The following is a 19,192-nucleotide window of genomic DNA, read 5'->3' on the forward strand; positions in this document are numbered from 1 at the left end:
CGTTGGCCATCCCCACCGCGCTGATCCCACCGACCACCCGTGTTCGTCATGCCCGAGGAGCAGCCGGGACCTGTCCGTCCCACCCCCCAGCCCGCGCCGCGCCGGCCGCGCGGTGGCCGGGCCGTGGCGGCGCTGCTGGCGGGTTGGGCGCTGGCGCTGCCGGTGCTGGCCGGGCCGCTGCCCGAGGCGCTGCGGCAGCACAGTGTGCCGGCGTGGGTCGTCGACCCCGCCGACGGCACCATCCACGACGCCAACGCCGCGGCGGTGGCGTTCTACGGCTACCCCGACCTGCCCTACGGCCGGCTCAACGTCACCCAGATCAACCAGCTCTCGGAGGCCGACATCCGGGCCGAGATGGCGCGGGCGCGCGAGGAAGGACGCGGCTACTACCTGTTTCCGCACCGGCTGGCCGACGGGCGCATCGTCACCGTGGAGGTGCACAGCAGCCCGATTCGCGTCGACGGCCGCGAGCTGCTGCTGTCGCTGCTGTTGCCGGAGAGCCGCAGCGTCACGCTGCAGCAGGAGCTGCAGCGCTACCAGACGCGGCTGGAAAGCCTGGTGGCGCAGCGCACCGAGCAGGTGCTGGGCGCGCAGCGGGCACGCAACCGCATCCTTGGCGGTGCGCTGGCCGTGGCGGCCGGCGCGCTGGTGGCGGTCTCGCTGGTGCTGGTGCAGCTGCGCCGTGCGCTGCGGCGCGAGCGCGCGCTGGCCAGCCGGCTGGAGGACGTGCTGCACGGGGCGCGGCTCGGCTACGGCCAGTGGGATCTGGTGCACGACCGCATCACGCTGCACCCGCGGCTGCTGCGCCTGCTGGGCGAGCGCGCCAGCCTGCCGCCGCTGACCAGCGCCCAGCTGGCCGAGCGGCTGCATCCGGACGACCGTCGCGACATCCGTGACGCGGTGGTGCGGCATCTGAAGGGGCTGAGCGAGGCCGCAGACCTGCGCTTTCGCGTGCGCCACGCCGATGGGCACTGGATCTGGGTGCAGGCCTGGGGGCGCGTGACGGCGCGCGATCCGGCCAGCGGCCGTGCGCTGACCATGGCCGGCGTCATCCGCGATGTCGGCAACGAGGTGGCGCTGGAGCAGTCGCGCGCCATCGCGCTGAGCGTGTTCCAGGACGCCGGCGAGGCCATCGTCGTCACCGACGAGCGCGGCGTCGTGCTGGAGGTCAACGAGGCCATGGTGCAGCTGAGCGGCTACCCGCGCGAGGAGCTGATCGGCCGCGGGCGGCTGCCGTGGCGACCGGTGCAGCGGCACGGCACGCCGGCCTGGCCGCGGCTGCGCCGGCTGCTGCTGCGCGAGGGCCGCTGGCGCGGCGAGGCGTGGTGGCGCCACCGCGACGGCCGCCTGATCCCGGTCATCGAGACCATCTCGGCGGTGCGCGACGAGGCCGGCCGCGTCATCCGCTACGTGGCGCTGGCGCAGGACATCTCGGCGCTGAAGGCGCAGCAGCAGGCGCTGGAGCATCAGGCGTTCCACGACACGCTGACCGGCCTGCCGAACCGCGCGCTGCTGGCCGACCGCCTGGCGCTGGCGATCGCCACCGCGCACCGGCACCAGCGCCGCGTGGCGGTGGCCTACCTGGACCTGGACGGCTTCAAGGACGTCAACGATCGCCACGGCCACCCGCTGGGCGATGCGGTCCTGCGCGAGATCGCGCTGCGGCTGCAGCGTGCGCTGCGCGAGGGCGACACGCTGGCGCGCGTCGGCGGCGACGAATTCGTCGCCGTGCTGGCCGATCTCGACGAGGGCAACCGCTGGCAGGCGGTGGTGGAGCGGCTGATGGCGGTGTGCGCCGAGCCGGTCACGGGGCTCGACGCCGACGTCCACCTGACCACCAGCATCGGCGTGACGCTCTACCCCGACGACGGCGCCGACGCCGAGGTGCTGCTGCGCCACGCCGACCAGGCGCTGTACCGCGCCAAGCGCGAGGGCAAGAACCGCTGGGTGCTGTTCGACCCGGCCGAGGACCGCGAGGCCGCCGCGCACGCCGAGCTGGTGGCCGACGTGCGCCGGGGACTGGCCGCCGGCGAGTTCGAGCTGCACCTGCAGCCGCGCGTGCGCCTGTCCGACGGCGCGGTGCTGGGCGCGGAGGGCTTGCTGCGCTGGCGCCACCCGCGCGACGGCCTGCGCCTGCCCGGCAGCTTCCTGCCCGCCATCGAGCAGGACGACGTCATGATCGAGCTGGGCGAGTGGGTGCTGCACGAGGCGCTGCGGCTGCTGGCGGCCTGGCGGCGCGAGGGCCGTCCCTCCTGGCAGCTCTCGATCAACGTGGCAGCCCGCCAGCTGCGCGACCCCGCCTTCGCCGACCGTCTGGAGCAGGCGCTGCAGCAGCACCCGGAGGCGCCACCCGCGGCGCTGGAGCTGGAGATCGTCGAGTCCAGCGCGCTGGAGGGCGTGGAGGCGCTGGAGCGGCTGCTGGCGCGCTGCCGGGCGCTCGGCGTGGGGGTGGCGATCGACGATTTCGGCACCGGCTACTCGTCGCTGGCCTACCTGAAACGCCTGCCGGCCACGGTGGTCAAGATCGACCAGAGCTTCGTGCGCGACATCTTCGACGACCCGAGCGACCTGCGCATCATCGAGGGCATCGTCGCGCTCGGGCACGCCTTCGACCTGGAGGTGGTCGGCGAAGGCGTGGAGACCGTGGAGCACGGGGCGCTGCTGCTGCGGCTGGGGGCCGACGTGGCGCAGGGCTGGGGCATCGCGCGCGCCATGCCCCCGGCGCAGTGGCCGGACTGGGTGGCAGGCTGGCGGACGCCGCCGGCCTGGCGGCAGTGGGCGGCGCTGGTGCGCTCGCCCTGGGCGCGGCTGCTGGTACAGGCCGAGATCCACCACCGCACCCAGCTGGCGCGGGCGCGCGAGGGCGAGCCGCTGGGTCCGCCACACGCCTGCCCGGTGCAGCGCGCGCTGCGCGAGGCGCTGCCGGCCAGCGTGCGCAGCGGGGCCGCCTACGCCCGGCTGGAGGCGGCGCACGAGGCCTTCCACGCCACCTCGGAGGCGCTGCGCACGGCCGCGCCGCTGCACGCCGGCCAACTGCAGGCGATCGAAGCCGCCCACCACGCCTGGCTGGAGGCGCTGCGCGAGCTGCTGGCCAGCCTCGCGCTACCATCGCCGCATGACGTCCCCGCCCCGGCCGGCACCGCGCCTGGTGCGCTGGCTGCCGATCCTGACCACGGTCCGCCACTACCGGCGTGAGACCGCCACCGCCGACGCCGTGGCCGCGGCGGTGGTGGCCCTGATGCTGATCCCGCAGAGCCTGGCCTACGCGCTGCTGGCCGGCATGCCCCCCGAAGCCGGCCTGATCGCCAACATCGCACCGCTGGTGGCCTACGCGCTGCTGGGCACCAGCAGCGCGCTGGCGGTGGGACCGGCGGCGGTGACCTCGCTGATGACGGGGGCGGCCGCCGGCGCGCTGCACGCCAGCGGCAGCCCCGGCTACGCCTGGGCGGTGTGGTGGCTGGCGCTGCTGGCCGGGCTGTTCTCGCTGCTGCTGGGGGTGCTGCGGCTGGGGGCGCTGGCGCAGTGGCTCAGCCACCCGGTGCTGCACGGCTTCGTGGCCGCCTCGGCGATCCTGATCGCCGCCAGCCAGCTGCGCCACCTGCTCGGGGTGGAGGCCGCGGGCACGGTGCTGCCGGACCTGCTGCCGGCGCTGGTGCGCGCGCTGCCCGACGCCCACGCGCCGACGCTGGCCTTCGGACTGGCGACGCTGGCGGCCCTGTGGCTAGCGCGGCGCCACGCCGCCGCGCTGCTGCGCCGCGCGGGCTGGCCGGCGGCGCGCGCGGCGCTGGCGGCCAAGGTGGCGCCGGTGCTGGTGCTGGCGGCAGCCACGGCGGCAAGCGCCTGGGGCGACGCGGCCGCGCACGGCGTGCGCGTGGTCGGCACGGTGCCGGCGGCGCTGCCGTCGTGGACGTGGGCGCCGGCCGAGGCGTGGCGCTGGGAGATGGTGCAGCCGCTGCTGCTGCCCGCGCTGCTGCTGGCGCTGGTGGGCTTCGTCGAATCGGTCTCGGTGGGCCAGTCGCTGGCGGCGCGGCGGCGCGAGCGCCTCGACCCCGACGCCGAGCTGCGCGCGCTCGGCGCGGCCAACGTCGCCGCCGCGTGCAGCGGCGGCTTTCCGGTCACCGGCGGCTTCGCGCGCTCGGTGGTCAACTACGAGGCCGGTGCGCGCACGCCGCTGGCCGGCCTGTGGACGGCGGCGGCGCTGGCGCTGGCGGCGTGGCAGCTGACGCCGCTGCTGGCGCCGCTGCCGCAGGCGGCGCTGGCGGCCACCATCGTCGTGGCGGTGCTGGGGCTGGTGGACGCGCCGGCGTTCGCCCGCGTCTGGCGCTACAGCCGCAGCGACTTCACCGCGATGGTGCTGACGCTGCTGCTGACGCTGACCGCCGGCGTGGAGACGGGGCTGGCCGGCGGGGTGCTGACCAGCGTGGCCCTGCTGCTGTGGCGCCACAGCCGGCCGCACATCGCGGTGGTGGGGCGCGTGCCGGGCACCGAGCACTTCCGCAACGTGCGCCGCCACCGCGTGCAGACCTGGCCGCAGGTGCTGTCGCTGCGCATCGACGAGAGCCTGACGTTTGCCAACGCGCGCTTCCTCGAGGACTGGATCGCCGCCGCGGTGGCCGCGCAACCGGCGGTGCGCCACGTGGTGCTGCAGTGCTCGGCGGTCAACGACATCGACGCCAGCGCGCTGGAGAGCCTGCTGACGATCGAGGAGCGGCTGGCCGCCGCCGGCGTGACGCTGCACCTGTCGGAGGTCAAGGGTCCGGTGATGGACCGCCTGCAGCGCAGCGAGCTGCCGCAGCGCCTGGCCGGCCGCATCCACCTGACGCACCACCAGGCGGTGCAGGCGCTGACGGACTGCCCCGCGCAGGACGTCTCCGGCGGGGCGGAGCGGACGGGCGAGTAACGGCGCCGCCTGCCAAACGCAAAGGCCCCGCCATGCTGGCGGGGCCCTGCGACGAGGCGCCGATCTTTTGGCGAAAGATCGCCGCTTACGCGCCGATCTTTTGATGAAAGATCGCCGCTTACGCGCCGATCTTTTCCTTGATGCGGGCGGCCTTGCCGGTGCGGCCGCGCAGGTAGTAGAGCTTGGCGCGGCGCACGGCGCCGCGGCGCTTGACCTCGATGCTGGCGATCAGCGGGCTGTACAGCGGGAAGGTGCGCTCCACGCCCTCGCCGTTGGAGATCTTGCGCACGATGAAGCTGCTGTTGAAGCCGCGGTTGCGCTTGGCGATGACGACGCCTTCGTAGGCCTGGATGCGCTTCTTGTTGCCCTCGATCACGTAGACGTTGACGACCACCGTGTCGCCGGGGTTGAAGTCCGGGATGGGCTTGTTGAGGCGGGCGATTTCTTCCTGCTCGAGGATCTGGATCAGGTTCATGGTGCTTCACCGTGATCGTGGCTGCGCCGCACATCGCACACACGGATGGATCTGCCTGGACGGGCCCGGCCCGCCGCCATCCGCACGCCCAGGGTGCCCGGCACCCCGAAGCCAGCCAGAGGATCAAAGCTTTTGATTATAACCTTGGCCCTGCAGCCACGCCAAGTCCTCCGCGCTCAGGCGGCCGGCGGCGCGGGCGGCGGCCAGCAGGTCCGGACGCGCCCGTGCGGTGCGCAGCAGACGCTGCTGGCGCCGCCACGCCTCGATGCGCGCATGGTGGCCGGACAGCAGCACCTCCGGCACGCCCTGCGGGCCGGCCGGCCCGTGCCAGACCTCCGGCCGCGTGTAGTGGGGACAGTCGAGCAGCCCGTCCAGCGCCGGATGGAAGCTGTCCTGCACGGCGCTGCTCTCGTCGCCGAGCACGCCGGGCTGCAGCCGCGCCACCGCGTCCAGCAGCGCCAGCGCAGCGAGCTCGCCGCCCGACAGCACGAAGTCGCCGAGGCTGATCTCCTCGTCGACGCAGGCGTCGACGAAGCGCTGGTCGATGCCCTCGTAGCGGCCGCACAGCAGGATCGCCCCCGGGCCGTCGGGTGCGGCGTGGCGCGCCACCAGCGCATGGTCCAGCCGCCGCCCGGCTGGCGAGAACAGCACCGTCGGCACCTCCGGCGCCGCCGCCGGCGCGCGCACCGCCGGCAGCCCGCGGTCGGCACGCACCGCCTGCCAGCAGCGCCACAGCGGCTCGGCCATCATCACCATGCCGGGGCCGCCGCCGAACGGGCGGTCATCCACGCGCCGGTAGCCGCCGTCGGCGAACTCGCGCGGCGACCACAGGCGCACCTGCACCGCGCCGCTGGCGAACGCACGGCGCGTCACGCCGGCGGCCAGCCACGGCTCGAAGAGCTCCGGAAACAGCGTGATGACGTCGAAGCGCATGGCGCACGGCGGCCGCGGCCGGAGCCGCCGGTCAGTCGTCGTAGTCGGGCTGCCAGTCCACCGTGATGCGGCGCGCCTCGAGGTCGACGCGGTCGACGTAGGCGCCGACGAACGGAATCAGGCGCTGGCGCGGCGGCGCCGTCACGGCATCCTCCAGACACAGCACGGCGTGCGGGCCGGTGCTGATCAGGTCGCGCACCACGCCCAGCGTCACGCCTTCGCGGTTGACCACCTGCAGGCCGATCAGGTCGACCCAGTAGAACTCGTCCGGATCGTCGGTGGGGGGGAAATCGGCGCGCGCCACGTGCACGACGGCGCCGCGCAGGCGCTCGGCGGTGCTGCGGTCGGCCACTCCCTCGAAGCTGGCGACCCAGGCATCGCCGTGGCGGCGCACGTGGCGCACGCGCACCCGCACCGGCTGCGCGAAGGCGTCGAACGTGCGCGCCAGCGGACCGTCGACCGGCGGCGTGAGGAACCAGCGCCGCGCGTGCGCCAGCGCGGCTCCGCCCTGCGGCACGCCGTGCACGCGCACCCAGCCGCGCACGCCCCAGGCGTCGTGCACGCGGCCGAGCTCGACGGCGTCGGGCGGCAGCGGCGCCGCCTCCCACGCCATCGCGCCGGTGGCCGACTGCATCGGGGCGGGGATCAGGCCGCGGCCGTCTCGGCGGCGGCCGGGGCCACCTTGGGCGCCTGCTTGATCAGGCGCGCCACCGTGTCGGACGGCTGCGCGCCGACGCTGAGCCAGTAGGCCAGGCGGTCCTGCGCGATGTTGAGGGGCACGTCCTGGCCGCGCGCGATCGGGTTGTAGAAGCCGATGCGCTCGATGAAGCGGCCGTCGCGACGGCAGCGCTTGTCGGCAACGACGATGTGGTAGAACGGGCGGGCCTTCGAGCCGCCACGGGCGAGTCGGATGACGACCATGGGTTATCCTTGGAAATCTTGTCGATGACGGTGGACAAAGGCAACGCCTTCAGACACGGCGGCCGGCGCGGCCCGAAGCGGACCGGCCAAGCGAAACGTTGCGAACCTGCCATTATAGCCGGACCCTCGTGAAGACCATCCTGATTCGCCCAAGCCGCGACGACGACCTGCCCGCCATCGCCGCGCTGTACGGCCACCACGTGCGCCACGGCACCGGCACCTTCGAAACCGAGCCGCCGACGGTGGCGGAGATGGCCGCGCGCCGCGCCGACGTGCTGGCCAAGGGCCTGCCGTGGCTGGTGGCGGAAGTCGACGGCGCGGTGGCGGGCTTTGCCTATGGCAACTGGTTCAAGCCGCGCCCGGCCTACCGCTACTCGGTGGAGGACTCGATCTACGTGGCGCCGCAGGCGCTGGGACGCGGCCTCGGGCGCGCACTGCTGGCCGAGCTGCTGGCCCAGCTGGAGGCGCGCGGCATCCGGCGGGTGATGGCCGTCATCGGCGACTCGGCCAACGCCGCCTCGATCGGCCTGCACACGGCGCTGGGCTTCGAGCGTGCCGGCGTCATCCCGGCGTGCGGCTGGAAGTTCGGTCGCTGGCTCGACATCGTGCTGATGCAGCGCAGCCTGGGCTGGGGGGATCGCACGCCGCCGGACGAGGAGGCGCCCGCAGGCGACGGCGCCGCGGCAGCCCCGTAGCGCCGGCGCCGGGGGTGGCCACCCCCTCGCGTCCTCCCCTCCCCCCGGTCCGATGCCCTGGTTGTCTCGACTTCCGATGAACGCCGCTTCCCTCGACACCTCCCGCCGACGTCCGCGCCACAAAACGGTGGCGGCGTGGCTGGCCTTCGTCGGCGGTGCCTTCGGCTGGCACCGCTTCTACCTGCACGGCCTGGGCGACGCCTGGGGCTGGGCGCACGCGGTGCCCACGGCGCTCGGCCTGTGGGGCGTGGACCGCGTGCTGACCTACGGCCAGGACGACAAGCTGTCGTGGGTGCTGTTGCCCTTCCTCGGTCTGTCGCTGGTGGTGGCGTGCCTGAGCGCCATCCTCTACGCGCTGCAGCCCCCCGAGCGCTGGAACGCGCGCCACAATCCGCAGCTGCCGCCCGAGGCGCCGGCCGGCCAGACGAACTGGCTGACGGTGCTGGCCATCGTGCTGGCGCTGATGGTGGGCGCCACCGCCTTCATGGCGGGGCTGGCGTTCAGCTTCCAGCGCTATTTCGAGTACCAGGTGGAACAGGGGCTGCTGATCAGCCAGTGACGCGCACCGTGTGGCCCGCCTGGGCCGCGGCTACTGCGTCAGCGCCTCGGTCACCAGTATCCAGCCCGACAGCGTCAGCACCGCCAGCGCGGTGGAGACCGCCGTGGCGGCGGTGACGTCCTCCTGCGCGACGCGGTAGCGCTGCGCGAACAGGAACACGTTGGCCCCCACCGGCACGCCGGCGGCCACCACCAGCACCGTCCACGGCAGGCCGCGCAGTCCCCAGACCCACGCCGACAGCGCCACCAGCACCGGCAGCGCCACGTTCTTGGCCAGCGCCACGCGCAGCGCCGTGCTCCAGCGCCCCGCCAGCGGCGTGTGCGCCAGGCTGATGCCCACCAGCACCAGCGCCAGCGGTCCGAACGCCTGCCCCAGCAGGTGCAACGGGCGATCGACCACCTGCGGCAGCGGCCAGCCCAGCGCCCCCCACGCCAGCCCGCAGGCGATCGGCAGCGGGATCGGGTGGATCACCGCGCCGCGCAGCGCCGACCAGGCGGCGCGCAGCACGCGCGCACGGCCCGGGCCGGCGCCGGCACCACTGGCGGCGCGCGCCTCGGCCAGCTCCAGCGCCACGCTGGCCAGCGTCAGCAGGATCAGCGCGTGCACGGCGATCAGCGTCAGCAGGGTCACCAGCCCCGCCTGCCCGTAGGCCAGACCGATCAGCGCGATGCCGATCATCACCAGATTGGAGAACGTCCCGCCCAGCGCCAGCACGATGCCGCGCGGCTGCCAGCCCCACCCCGCGATCTGCAGCGCCAGCCACGGCAGCGCGGCGCTGAAGTAGGCCGCGATCGGCCGCCAGTCCAGCTGCTCCAGCCGCACCTGGCTCATGGTGCGGAACAGCAGCGCCGGGATCAGCAGCACGAAGACGAGGTTGGACAGGTCCTTGACCGCCGCGGCCCCCACCCAGCCGCGCCGGCCCGCCACCAGCCCGGCGGCGATCAGCAGGAACACCGGCACCAGCGCCTGAAACACGGGATGATCGGTCACGCCCGGCAGTGTAGCGGCGCAGGCTGCGGCGGGCTGTCGCGGCGGCGGGGATGGGCAGCACCGCCGGGCCGAGCTGTTTCGGCCTCCATGGGACCCGGCGGGGGCCGGGAGGCGGGTCACGTCAGCGCCAATCCTGCCCGGGCATGATGCGCCGCATGAACTGGTCGAACATCGGCACCGTGAAGGCCGTGTCGCCGTGCGCCGGGCTCCAGACCATGCCCTTGCGGATCAGCGCGCTGCGCACTGGCGCCAGGCTGGTGACCTTCTCGCCGAGGCAGTCGGCGATGTCGCCCGAGCGGTGCGGCCCTGCGCCCAGCTCGGCCATCGCGCGCAGGTAGCGCCGCTCCTTCGGGGTGCAGCGGTCGAAGCGCACGCGGAAAAAACCGTCGTCCAGCTCCGCCCGGGCGGTCACGGTGGCCTTGTCGACGTCGGCCAGGGTGATCGGGGAGCACTGCGCCGCATCCCAGGCATGGCTGCCCCAGGTCTGCAGGAAGTAGGCGTAGCCCTCGGTGAGTTCGACGATGCGCTCGACGGCATCGTCGTCGATGCGCTCGCCCTCGCCCTCGATCGGGCGCACGATCGCCTGTCGGGCGGCCTCGGGCGGCAGCGGACCGATGGTGGCGAAGTCGAACATGCGCTCGGCGTACGACTTGGCCTGCCCCAGCTGGGCGCGCAGCTGCGGCAACCCGGCCGCCACCAGCATCACCGGCAGCTGACGCTGGCTGGCCCGGTGCAGCGCCGTCACGAGCGCCGCCAACTGCGGCTCCGGCACATACTGCAGCTCGTCGATGAACAGGCCCAACGCGGTGCCCGCGGCCCGCGCGGCAAGCCCCGCCTGCTCGATCAATGCCAGCAGGTCCAGCTCCAGGTCACCGTTGTCGGCCAGACCGGGTTCGGGTTCGAAATCGAGACCGACCTCGATGTCGTGGAACGTCACCTTGAGCTTGCCGACGAATCCCGCCAAGGCGCGCAAGCCACGCACCGCCGCCTCGCGCGCCCTTTCGGTGCGGCTCAGCCGCAACAGCGCCAGCCTCAGCGGCGGTGCCAGCAGCGCCGGCAGCGACCGGTCCTCGGGCGCCTCGACCCTGAGGGTGTAAATGCCATCGGCCTCGGCGTCGTCGCGCAGGCGATCCAGCAGCACGGTCTTGCCCACGCCGCGCAAGCCCACGAGCATGACGCTTTTGGCCGGCCTGCCGCGGCGGATTCGCTCCAGCGCGATCTCGACGTCGCGGCGCAGCTCGTCCCGACCGGCCAGCTCGGGCGGCTGCGCCCCGGCTCCGGGCGCGAAAGGGTTGCGGACAGGATCCATCGCCTGCCATTCTATGGCAAGTTTAGGATTCTTATCATGAATCCGTAACTTTTGTCTAAACGGCCAGCCCCGCCCGGGCCGTTCAGGCCCCGGCCCGCAACCGCTCGGCGAAATCCGCGCGCAGCCTGGCGAGCTTGGGCGCGATCACCGCCTGGCAGTAGCCGGCCCAGGGATGGCGGTCGAAGTAGCCCTGGTGCTCGGGCTCGGCGGGTGTGAAGCGGCGCAGCGGCTGCAGCTCGGTGACGATCGGGGCGTCGAAGACGCGCTGCGCGGCCAGATCGGCCATCACGCGCAGCGCCGCCGCCGCCTGCGCCGGCCGCGTCCAGTAGATGCCGCTGCGGTACTGCGGGCCGACGTCGGCACCCTGGCGGTCCGGCGTGGTCGGGTCGTGCGTGGCGAAGAAGATCGCCAGCAGCGTCTCGAGCCCGATCTCGACCGGATCGAAGGCCAGGCGCACGGCCTCGGCGCAGCCGGTGGCGCCGGTGCAGACGAGGTCGTAGGTCGGCCGCTCGACGCAGCCGTTGGCGTAACCGCATTCGGTGCGGCGCACGCCGCGCACGCGGTCGAACACCGCCTGGGTGCACCAGAAGCAGCCGCCGGCCAGCACGATCTCGTCGATGTCCATGGCGCGGATTGTGCTACGGTGCCGGGGCCATGACGATGTCGCTGGATTTTCTGGCCGTGCCGCTGCTGACCGCCGCCAGCCTGCTGCTGGCCGCGCTGGTGGCGGGGCTGTTCTCGGCGCGGCTGGGGTTCTCGTTCCTGCTGGTGTTCCTGGTGGCCGGCATGCTGCTCGGCGAGGACGGCCCCGGCGGCGTGCCGTTCGAGGATCACCGGCTGGCGTTCTGGGTCGGCAACGTGGCGCTGGCGGTGATCCTGCTCGACGGCGGTCTGCGCACGCGCCTGGCCACCTTCCGCACGGGGCTGGCGCCGGCGGTCGGGCTGGCGACGCTGGGCGTGGCGGTCAGCGCCGCCGTCACCGGCGTGGCGGCGCGCTGGCTGCTGGATCTGGACTGGCCGCGCGCGCTGCTGCTGGGCGCCATCGTCGGCTCCACCGACGCGGCGGCGGTGTTCGCGCTGCTGCAGACCTCCGGCGTGCGGCTCAACGAGCGCGTGGCTTCGACGCTGGAGATCGAATCGGGGCTCAACGACCCGATGGCGGTGTTCCTGACGCTGGCGCTGATCGGCGTGGCCACCGCGAGCGCCGCGCCGTCGTGGAGCCTGCTCGGCCAAGGCGCCTGGGCGCTCGCGCAACAGTTCGGAGTCGGCCTGGTGCTGGGCGTGGGTCTGGGTTGGGCGCTGGCCGCCGGGCTGCGGCTGCTGGCGGGGCTGACGCGCCCCGGCGCCGGCGTGCGCGCGCTGCTGCTGCTGTCGGCGGGGCTGACGGTGTTCGCGCTGACGACGTGGCTGGGCGGCTCGGGCTTCCTGGCGGTGTACGTGGCGGGTCTGGTGATCGGCCACCGTGCGCGCGGCGGCGTGGCGCCGGCGCTGCAGGCGATGGACGGCTACGCCTGGATGGCGCAGGCCGGCATGTTCCTGTTGCTGGGGCTGCTGGTCACGCCCAGCGCGCTGCTGGACACGCTGGCGCCGGCGCTGGGGGTGGCCGCGGCGCTGATGCTGGTGGCGCGGCCGCTGGCGGTGGCGCTGTGCCTGGCGCCGTTTCGCTTTCCGCCGCGCGAGGTGGCCTTCATCGCCTGGGTCGGCCTGCGCGGCGCGGTGCCGATCGTGCTGGCGGTGTTTCCGATGATGGCCGGCGTGGAAGGCGCGCGCGTGTTCTTCAACGTCGCCTTCGTCGTCGTGCTGGCCTCCCTGCTGCTGCAGGGCGCCTCGCTGCCCTGGGCGGCGCGGCGCGCCGGGGTGGCGCTGCCGGACCGCGACGACGCCGCCGCGGCGCGGCGCGTCTACGGCGACTTCGAGGTGCCGGGCGAGACGCCGATGGCGGCGCTGTGCGCGTTCTACGGCTGGCCGCCGGTGGACGACGAGCGCCTGAGCGTGGCCCAGTGGTTTGCGCGCCACTGCCCGCAGCGCCCGGTGGAGGGGGACCAGCTGCGCTGGGGCCCGGCGGAGCTGAGCGTACGCCGCCTGCGCGACGGCGTCATCGAGCGCGTGGGCATCCGCATCGACGACCTGGCGCCGCCCGAGACGCCAGGCGGCTGACCCACGCCGCGCCCCCGCTTCAGGCCGCCGCGCCGCGCGCCAGCGCGCCGGCCAGCAGCGGCGCCAGCGCCACCGCGTTGCTGGCGTGCGGCACGCTGTCGGTGCTCCAGACCTCGCCGACACCGGCGGCCTGCATCGCGGCCAGCGCGTCGCCGACGAACAGCGCGTGCGTGACCGCCACGTCCACCGAGGCGGCGCCGGCCGCGCGCAGGGCGGCCGCGGCGCGCGCCACGGTGCGGCCGGTGCTGGCCATGTCGTCCAGGATGACGACCGCGCGGCCGCGCACCTCCCGCGCCGGCAGCTCGACCTCGACCTCACGGTCGCCGCGGCGCACCTTGCGCGCCACCGCCGTCTCCAGCCCGGCGGCACGCCCGGCCTGCTGCACCCACTGGGCCGATTCCTCGTCCGGCCCGAGCAGCAGCGCGCCCGGACGGCGCTGCGCCGCCAGCGCGCCCAGCAGCGGCGCGGCGCTGAGCGCGTGCGCCTGGGCCACCGGCACCGCCTCGGCCAGTGTGGCCACCCGGTGCAGGTGCGGATCCACCGTGATCAGCCCGTCGAACGCCGCCGCCAGCCACCGCCCGACGTGACGCTGGCTGACCACCTCGCCGGGGGTGAAGGCGGCATCCTGCCGCATGTAGGCCAGGTACGGCGCCACCAGCCACAGCCGCCGCGCACCCAGCTCGCGCGCGGCCGGCGCGGCCAGCAGCAGCTCGACGAGCTTCTCATTGGGCTGGTGCAGGCTGCGGTACAGCGCCACCTCGGCCGGCGGTTCGGGCGGCAGGCGCAGCCGCCACTCGCCGTCCGGAAAGCGGTGGCGCTGCACGAAGGCCAGCGTCCACGGCGGCGCGGCGGCGGCGTTCAGGGCCGCGAGCAGCCGCTGCGCCGGCGCGGCCTCGTCGTCGAAGGCGAGCAGCAGCGGCATCGCGGTCAGAACTCCACGTAGACCTGCGGCACCTCGTGCGGCGCGCCGATGGTGTAGCCGCTGGCGCGCGCGCTGGCCTCGCGCGCGAACTCGACGTCGGCCGGGTATTCGGCGTAGACGTGGTAGAGCACGTCGCCGGCGCGCACCGGCTCGCCGAGCTTGCGCATCAGGTCCACCCCGGCGCCGGCCACCTTGGGCGCGCCGGCCAGCCGCGCGATGCGCGCGATCTGCAGGTTGTCGATGCCGGTGACGACGCCGTCGCGCGGCGCGGTGACCTCGAAGCGGTGGCGCGCCAGCGGCGCTCGCTCGGGGTCGAAGCCGCGCGCGCCCTGCGCCTCGATCAGCGCCATCATCTTCTCCAGCGCGCGGCCGGAGTCGAGGATGTCGCGCGCGATGCCGTAGCCGTCGCCGCCGCGGATGTCGGGGTCGCACTCCAGCAGCCGCCCGGCCAGCCGCAGCGCCTTCTGGCGCAGGTCGATCGGCGCCAGCGGGTGGTTCTGCAGCACGCGCATGACGTCGCGCGCCTCCAGCACGGGGCCGATGCCCTGGCCGATCGGCTGGCGCCCGTCGGTGATGACGACGTCGATCGAGATGCCCAGCCGCCGCGCCACGTACTCGAACAGCCGGCGCAGCCGCTGCGCCTCGGGCATCGAGCGCACCTTGGCGGTGGGCCCGACCGGAATGTCCAGCACCAGGTGGTTGGAGCCGGCGGCCACCTTCTTGCTCAGGATCGAGGCCACCATCTGCGCCGGCGAATCCAGCGACAGCGGCCGCTCCACCGCGATCAGCACGTCGTCGGCCGGCGACAGCTGCGCCGTGCCGCCCCAGGCCAGGCAGGCGCGGTGCGCGCGCACGATCTCCTGCAGCCGCTCGATCGGCAGTTCCACCTCGGCCAGCACCTCCATGGTGTCGGCGGTGCCCGCGGGCGAGGTGATCGCGCGCGAGGAGGTCTTGGGGCACACCAGCCCGTGCGCGGCGACGATCGGCACCACCAGCATCGAGGTGCGGTTGCCGGGGATGCCGCCGATGCAGTGCTTGTCCACCACCAGGCGCTCGCGCCAGTCCAGCCGCTGGCCGGCGGCGATCATGCCCTCGGTGAGGAAGTAGACCTCCTCGCGGTCCAGCTCGCTGGCGTGGGTGGCGACGACGAAGGCCGACAGCTCGATCTTGGAGTAGCGGTGCTCGGCGATGTCGCGCGCGATGGCGTGGAATTCCTCGCGCGTCAGGCGCTCGCCGGCGATCTTGCGGTGCAGCGCCGCGATCGAGACCGGCGGCTCGGCCTGCTCGATGGTGGCCGGGTGGCCCGGCTCGACGCCCAGCTGCGCGAACGCCTCCATCGACAGGCCGATCTCGTCGCACTTGACGATGCGCGGATCCAGCGTCACGTTCAGCGTGGCCAGCACCTTGCGGCCGTTGGCGCGCACCTCCACCTTGTTGAGCGCCTGGAAGCCCTCGGCGCGGTAGAGGTCGCAGTCGCGGTGCAGGTAGGCGACGTTCTCGCGCCAGGTGTCGATGGCCACGCGGCGCAGCTTCAGCGGCACGCGGCCGTCGGCGCCGTGCTCCACCGGCGGGCAGGGTGAGAGCTTCAGCCCAGGGGCGGCGGCGTTGGCTTCGCTCATGTCAGGGCATTCTCCATGAGGGATGGCGCTCGAGCAAGGGGCGCAGCTGGCGCACCTGCGCCTCGATGCGCCGCCGCAGCGCCGCGGCGTCGCCCCGCCCCGGCAGCCAGCCCTGGCGCCGCAGCGCCGCCTGCAGCGCCGGCTGGCGCAGCGCCAGCCGCAGCGCGCGGCCGAGGCGCGCCGCCGCCTCCGCCGACCAGGCGCGCGGCACCGCCAGCGCGTACCAGTGCTCGTAGGCGAAGCCCGCCAGGCCGAGCCGCCCCAGCTCGGCCACCCCCGGCAGCAGCGCTTCCACGCCAGCGGCGGTGCCGCCCAGCACCGGCAGCTTGCCCTGCCGCCACAGCGGCAGCACCAGCGTCGGCGGCAGCAGCGCCAGCTGCACCTCGCCGGCCAGCAGGGCGTTGACGACCTGCGGGTTGCCAGGGTAGGCGACGTGGCCGGTGGTCCAGCCGGCATGCGCCTTCAGCAGCTCCATGGCCAGGTGAAACGGAGTGCCCACCCCCGGGCTGCCGTAGTGCCACGCCGCGCCGGCCTGCGCCACGCCGCGCAGCAGGGCCGCGCCGCGCTCGGGCAGCTCCGGGCTGGCGCACAGCAGCAGCGGCGTGCCGGCGGCCACGCCGACCGGCTGCAGCGCCTGCGCCGGGTCGTAGCCGGCCTCGGCGTACAGCCACGGCGCCACCGTCAGGTGCAGGTTGAGCAGCAGCCCCGCGACGTGGTCGTCGTCGGCCTGCGCCACCAGGCGTGCCGCCAGCAACCCGCCCTGGCCGGGACGGTTGTCCACCAGCACCGGCTGCCCCAGTGCCGCCGTCAACGGCTCGGCCAGCGTGCGCGCGATGTCATCGGCCGAGGAGCCGCCCGGAAAGCCCACCACCAGGCGCAACGGCCGCTGCGGCCAGGCCCGCGGGACGGCGGCGCGCACGAGCGCCGGGGTGGCCAGCGCGGCGACGGCCAGCCGCCCAACCCAGCGCCGCCGGTCGGCAAGGAAGCTCGCCGCGCTCACGCGGTATCCCCCGCCAGCGGATCGGGTGGACCGGCATAGAGCCACGGCTGATCGAGCAGCCGCGCCCCCAGCCAAGCCAGCGCCACGTCACGCCCCCAGCGCAGCGCGCCGGCGGCGTGGAAGATCACCCCGTTGCGCTGCGCGCGCGCCTGCACGCGCGCGTTGCGCCGCCAGCGCAGCGCGGCCCAGCGGCGCAACAGCGCCGGCCAGTCGATCGGCTGCGGCGCCGGCGGCAGCAGCCGCGCAAGCGTCCAGGCATCCTCCAGCGCCATCGCCGCCCCTTGCGCCAGGTACGGCCGCATCGGGTGCGCGGCGTCGCCCAGCAGGCCGATGCGGCCGCGCGCGTGCTCGTGCGGCCCGCGCATCGGGGCGCGGCCGAACAGCGGCCAGCGCCGCCAGGCGGGCACTGCCTCCAGCAGGTCGCGCAACGCCCCGTCGACGCGGCCGACCGCCTGCAGCAGCCGCACGCGCTGCGCCACATGGTCCCAGCCGGGCGCCTCGTCCTGGGGCAGCGGCTCCTCCACCACCACTACGACGTTGAGCCACGTCCCGGCGCGCACGGGGTAATGCACACCGTGCAGCCGCGGCCCCAGCCACGCCACCACGGCGTCACGCGCCACGGCGGCCGGCGCCGCGGCCATCGGCAGCAAGCCGCGGTAGGCGACGTGGCCGCTGAACACGGGCGCCCCGTCGCCCAGCAGCTGGCGGCGCAGCGCGCTCCAGACGCCGTCGGCCACCAACGCCGCTCCGGCGCGCCAGACCTGCTCGTCGCCGCCGACCGCCAGCACCTCGCCGTCGCGCTCCTGCAGCCGCTGCACCTGCTGGCCGGTGTAGAGCGCCACGCCCGCGCCGTCCTGCAGCGCGCCCAGCAACAGCCCGTGCAGGTCGGCACGGTGAATGGTGGCGTACGGCGCCCCGTAGCGGCGCTGCGCCGCCGCGCCCAGCGCCAGTTCGCCCACCGTGGCGCCGTCAGGGGCGCGGCGCACCAGCAGGCGCTGCGGGAAGGCCGCCACGCGCTGCAGCGCCTCGCCCAGGCCCCAGTCCTGCAGCACGCGCACGGCGTTGGGGCCGAGCTGAATGCCGGCGCCCACCTCCGAGAAGGCCGGCGCCTGCTCCAGCAGCGTCACGGCCACGTCGGGGCGCGCGCGCTGCAACGCCAGCGCCGCGCCCAGCCCGGCCATGCCGCCGCCCACCACCAGCAGGCCCGCTGCCCCCGCCCGCCCCATGGTCAGCGCCATGCCGGCCAGGCGCCGCGCGCCAGGTGCATCATGCTGTCGGCCGCGCCGGCACCGAAGCGCCGCGCCAGCCGTTCGGCCACGCTCTCGCGCTGGGTGTAGTCGACGATGTCCTCCGCGCCGACGACGTCGCGCGCCACCGAGTCGAGGCTGCCGAAGCCGTCGGCCAGGCCCATTTCGACCGCCCGCTGGCCGGTCCACACCAGCCCGGTGAAGGTCTCCGGTGTCTCCTTGAGGCGCTCGCCGCGCCCCTTGCGCACCACCTCGACGAACTGACGGTGGATGTCGTCCAGCATGCGCTGCGCATGCGCGCGGTGCGCCGGCGTCTGCGGGCTGAAGGGGTCGAGAAAGCCCTTGTTCTCGCCGGCGGTCAGCAGCCGCCGCTCCACGCCGACCTTCTCCATCAGCCCGGTGAAGCCGAAGCCGTCCAGCAGCACGCCGATGCTGCCCACGAGGCTGGCCTTGTCGACGTAGATGCGGTCGGCGGCCGCGGCGATGTAGTAGGCCGCGGAGGCGCAGGTCTCCTCCACGACGGCGTAGACCGGCTTGCCGTGCTTGTCCTTCAGGCGCCAGATCTCATCGTTGACGATGCCGGCCTGCACCGGGCTGCCGCCGGGCGAGTCGATCAGCAGGACCACCGCCTGCGCGCCTGGATCCTCGAAGGCGGCGCGCAACGCCGCCACGATGGCACTGGCGCTGGCCTCCTGCTTGGCGCCGATCGGGCCGCGGATCTCCACCAGGGCGGTGTGCGGCGTGCTCTTGGACTTGGTGGGCAGCAGCGCCTCGCCCCAGGCCAGCCAGCCGGCCGCCAGGGCGAGCAGCAGCGCCACGGCCCGCCAGACGTTGCGCCAGCGCCGTGCGGCGCGCTGCTCGGCCAAGGCGGCCAGCACCAGCTTTTCGATCAGCGCGCGCTCCCAGCCCGCGGGGGCCGACGCCGCGGGCGCGGAGGCAGAGGGATCAGAGGCGTGGGAAGCGTTCGGTTGTTCGTGGAAGGACATGGTCGCGACCGTCGGGGGAGCCCGTGCCGCCACCGGCACGCGCGGCGCGGCCGTCAGAACACCACGGGCTGCAGGTCGTATTGTGACCGCCAATGAATCCAGCCGTCGGCTTCACGCACCGCGATGGCCACCAACGGCCCGCGCCCCGGCCCGCCGACGCAGCGGCCGCTGGCCGGATCGAACAGCGCGCCGTGCGCCGCGCACACCAGCAGCTGGCCGGTGACGTCGAAGAAGCGGTTGGGTTGCCAGTCCAGCTCCAGCGCGACGTGGCTGCAGCGGTTCAGATAGGCATGCACGCGCCCGCGGAAACGGATCGCGAACGCCCGGCAGACGTGGCCGCGCCAGCGCACGTCGAACGGCACGCCCTCGCCGCCGTCGCGCAGGTCGGCGCTGCGGCACAGCGGATGCCAGGCTGCCCCATCGTCGGCCTCGGGGCGGACGGCGGCGGTGTCCATCGCGGCGGTCGAACAAGGGTGAAC

At 74.5% G+C, this 19,192-nt stretch carries 18 protein-coding genes; 5 read left to right on the forward strand and 13 right to left on the reverse strand.

Translation table 11 applies throughout. From position 1 onward, the window contains the following. Positions 1–48 precede the first annotated feature (48 nt). The gene (locus tag Tsedi_RS07755; protein ID WP_246099227.1) at positions 49–3,195 is read left to right on the forward strand and encodes a sensor domain-containing protein; all 3,147 of its coding nucleotides are present in this window, start codon (positions 49–51) and stop codon (positions 3,193–3,195) included. After that, on the forward strand, positions 3,116–4,900 hold the full coding sequence (locus Tsedi_RS07760; RefSeq protein ID WP_143895311.1) for a SulP family inorganic anion transporter: 1,785 nt from the start codon (positions 3,116–3,118) through the stop codon (positions 4,898–4,900). The genes Tsedi_RS07755 and Tsedi_RS07760 overlap by 80 nt, the downstream gene beginning before the upstream one ends. 118 nt (positions 4,901–5,018) lie before the next feature. On the opposite strand, the gene rplS is transcribed toward Tsedi_RS07760, so the two are convergent. From rplS to rpsP, 4 genes are all read right to left on the reverse strand, one after another. Next, positions 5,019–5,375, reverse strand: coding sequence for a 50S ribosomal protein L19 (gene rplS, locus Tsedi_RS07765; RefSeq protein WP_143895314.1), 357 nt, complete (start codon positions 5,373–5,375; stop codon positions 5,019–5,021). Between the two features lie 123 nt (positions 5,376–5,498). Next, positions 5,499–6,308 carry a tRNA (guanosine(37)-N1)-methyltransferase TrmD gene (gene trmD, locus Tsedi_RS07770; RefSeq protein WP_143895316.1) on the reverse strand — a complete coding sequence of 270 codons (810 nt, stop codon included), beginning with the start codon at positions 6,306–6,308 and terminating at the stop codon, positions 5,499–5,501. A 31-nt stretch (positions 6,309–6,339) separates the two neighbouring features. Next, positions 6,340–6,942, reverse strand: coding sequence for a ribosome maturation factor RimM (gene rimM / locus Tsedi_RS07775; RefSeq protein WP_246099221.1), 603 nt, complete (start codon positions 6,940–6,942; stop codon positions 6,340–6,342). Positions 6,943–6,953: 11 nt separating this feature from the next. After that, positions 6,954–7,229, reverse strand: a complete 276-nt coding sequence (gene rpsP, locus Tsedi_RS07780; protein ID WP_132962892.1) for a 30S ribosomal protein S16 — start codon at positions 7,227–7,229, stop codon at positions 6,954–6,956. 128 nt (positions 7,230–7,357) lie between these two features. Here rpsP and Tsedi_RS07785 point away from each other — a divergent pair, with 128 nt between their 5' ends. Further along, positions 7,358–7,924, forward strand: coding sequence for a GNAT family N-acetyltransferase (locus Tsedi_RS07785; protein WP_246099222.1), 567 nt, complete (start codon positions 7,358–7,360; stop codon positions 7,922–7,924). Between the two features lie 76 nt (positions 7,925–8,000). Next, positions 8,001–8,483 (forward strand): TM2 domain-containing protein, encoded by a 483-nt coding sequence (locus Tsedi_RS07790; protein WP_143895318.1) that lies wholly within the window; start codon positions 8,001–8,003, stop codon positions 8,481–8,483. Positions 8,484–8,513: 30 nt separating this feature from the next. Here the strand turns inward: Tsedi_RS07790 and Tsedi_RS07795 are convergent, their stop codons facing one another. The 3 genes from Tsedi_RS07795 to msrA all read right to left on the reverse strand — a co-directional run bounded on the left by Tsedi_RS07795 (position 8,514) and on the right by msrA (position 11,407). After that, positions 8,514–9,473 carry an AEC family transporter gene (locus Tsedi_RS07795; protein WP_185970608.1) on the reverse strand — a complete coding sequence of 320 codons (960 nt, stop codon included), beginning with the start codon at positions 9,471–9,473 and terminating at the stop codon, positions 8,514–8,516. 121 nt (positions 9,474–9,594) lie between these two features. Further along, positions 9,595–10,782, reverse strand: a complete 1,188-nt coding sequence (locus Tsedi_RS07800; protein ID WP_143895320.1) for an ATP-binding protein — start codon at positions 10,780–10,782, stop codon at positions 9,595–9,597. 82 nt (positions 10,783–10,864) lie between these two features. After that, a complete protein-coding gene (gene msrA, locus Tsedi_RS07805) occupies positions 10,865–11,407 on the reverse strand; it encodes a peptide-methionine (S)-S-oxide reductase MsrA (RefSeq protein ID WP_143895322.1) in 543 nt (180 codons plus the stop codon). 29 nt (positions 11,408–11,436) lie between these two features. Between msrA and Tsedi_RS07810 the strand changes: the two genes are divergently transcribed. Further along, positions 11,437–12,939 carry a potassium/proton antiporter gene (locus Tsedi_RS07810; RefSeq protein ID WP_143895324.1) on the forward strand — a complete coding sequence of 501 codons (1,503 nt, stop codon included), beginning with the start codon at positions 11,437–11,439 and terminating at the stop codon, positions 12,937–12,939. A gap of 19 nt (positions 12,940–12,958) precedes the next feature. On the opposite strand, the gene Tsedi_RS07815 is transcribed toward Tsedi_RS07810, so the two are convergent. From Tsedi_RS07815 to Tsedi_RS07840, 6 genes are all read right to left on the reverse strand, one after another. Continuing rightward, positions 12,959–13,861 (reverse strand): ribose-phosphate diphosphokinase, encoded by a 903-nt coding sequence (locus Tsedi_RS07815; RefSeq protein ID WP_143895327.1) that lies wholly within the window; start codon positions 13,859–13,861, stop codon positions 12,959–12,961. A 5-nt stretch (positions 13,862–13,866) separates the two neighbouring features. Next, on the reverse strand, positions 13,867–15,396 hold the full coding sequence (locus tag Tsedi_RS07820) for a thymidine phosphorylase family protein (protein ID WP_246099228.1): 1,530 nt from the start codon (positions 15,394–15,396) through the stop codon (positions 13,867–13,869). 85 nt (positions 15,397–15,481) lie between these two features. After that, a complete protein-coding gene (locus Tsedi_RS07825; protein ID WP_185970609.1) occupies positions 15,482–16,480 on the reverse strand; it encodes a Bug family tripartite tricarboxylate transporter substrate binding protein in 999 nt (332 codons plus the stop codon). Next, a complete protein-coding gene (locus Tsedi_RS07830; RefSeq protein WP_246099223.1) occupies positions 16,477–17,718 on the reverse strand; it encodes an FAD-dependent monooxygenase in 1,242 nt (413 codons plus the stop codon). Before Tsedi_RS07830 ends, Tsedi_RS07825 begins: the two co-directional genes overlap by 4 nt. Next, a complete protein-coding gene (locus Tsedi_RS07835; protein ID WP_143895333.1) occupies positions 17,709–18,713 on the reverse strand; it encodes a S49 family peptidase in 1,005 nt (334 codons plus the stop codon). Before Tsedi_RS07835 ends, Tsedi_RS07830 begins: the two co-directional genes overlap by 10 nt. Before the next feature lie 53 nt (positions 18,714–18,766). Beyond that, positions 18,767–19,168, reverse strand: coding sequence for a Rieske (2Fe-2S) protein (locus tag Tsedi_RS07840; RefSeq protein WP_143895335.1), 402 nt, complete (start codon positions 19,166–19,168; stop codon positions 18,767–18,769). Positions 19,169–19,192: the final 24 nt, after the last annotated feature.

The sequence above is a fragment of the Tepidimonas sediminis genome, from assembly GCF_007556605.1.
Lineage (GTDB): Bacteria > Pseudomonadota > Gammaproteobacteria > Burkholderiales > Burkholderiaceae_C > Tepidimonas > Tepidimonas sediminis.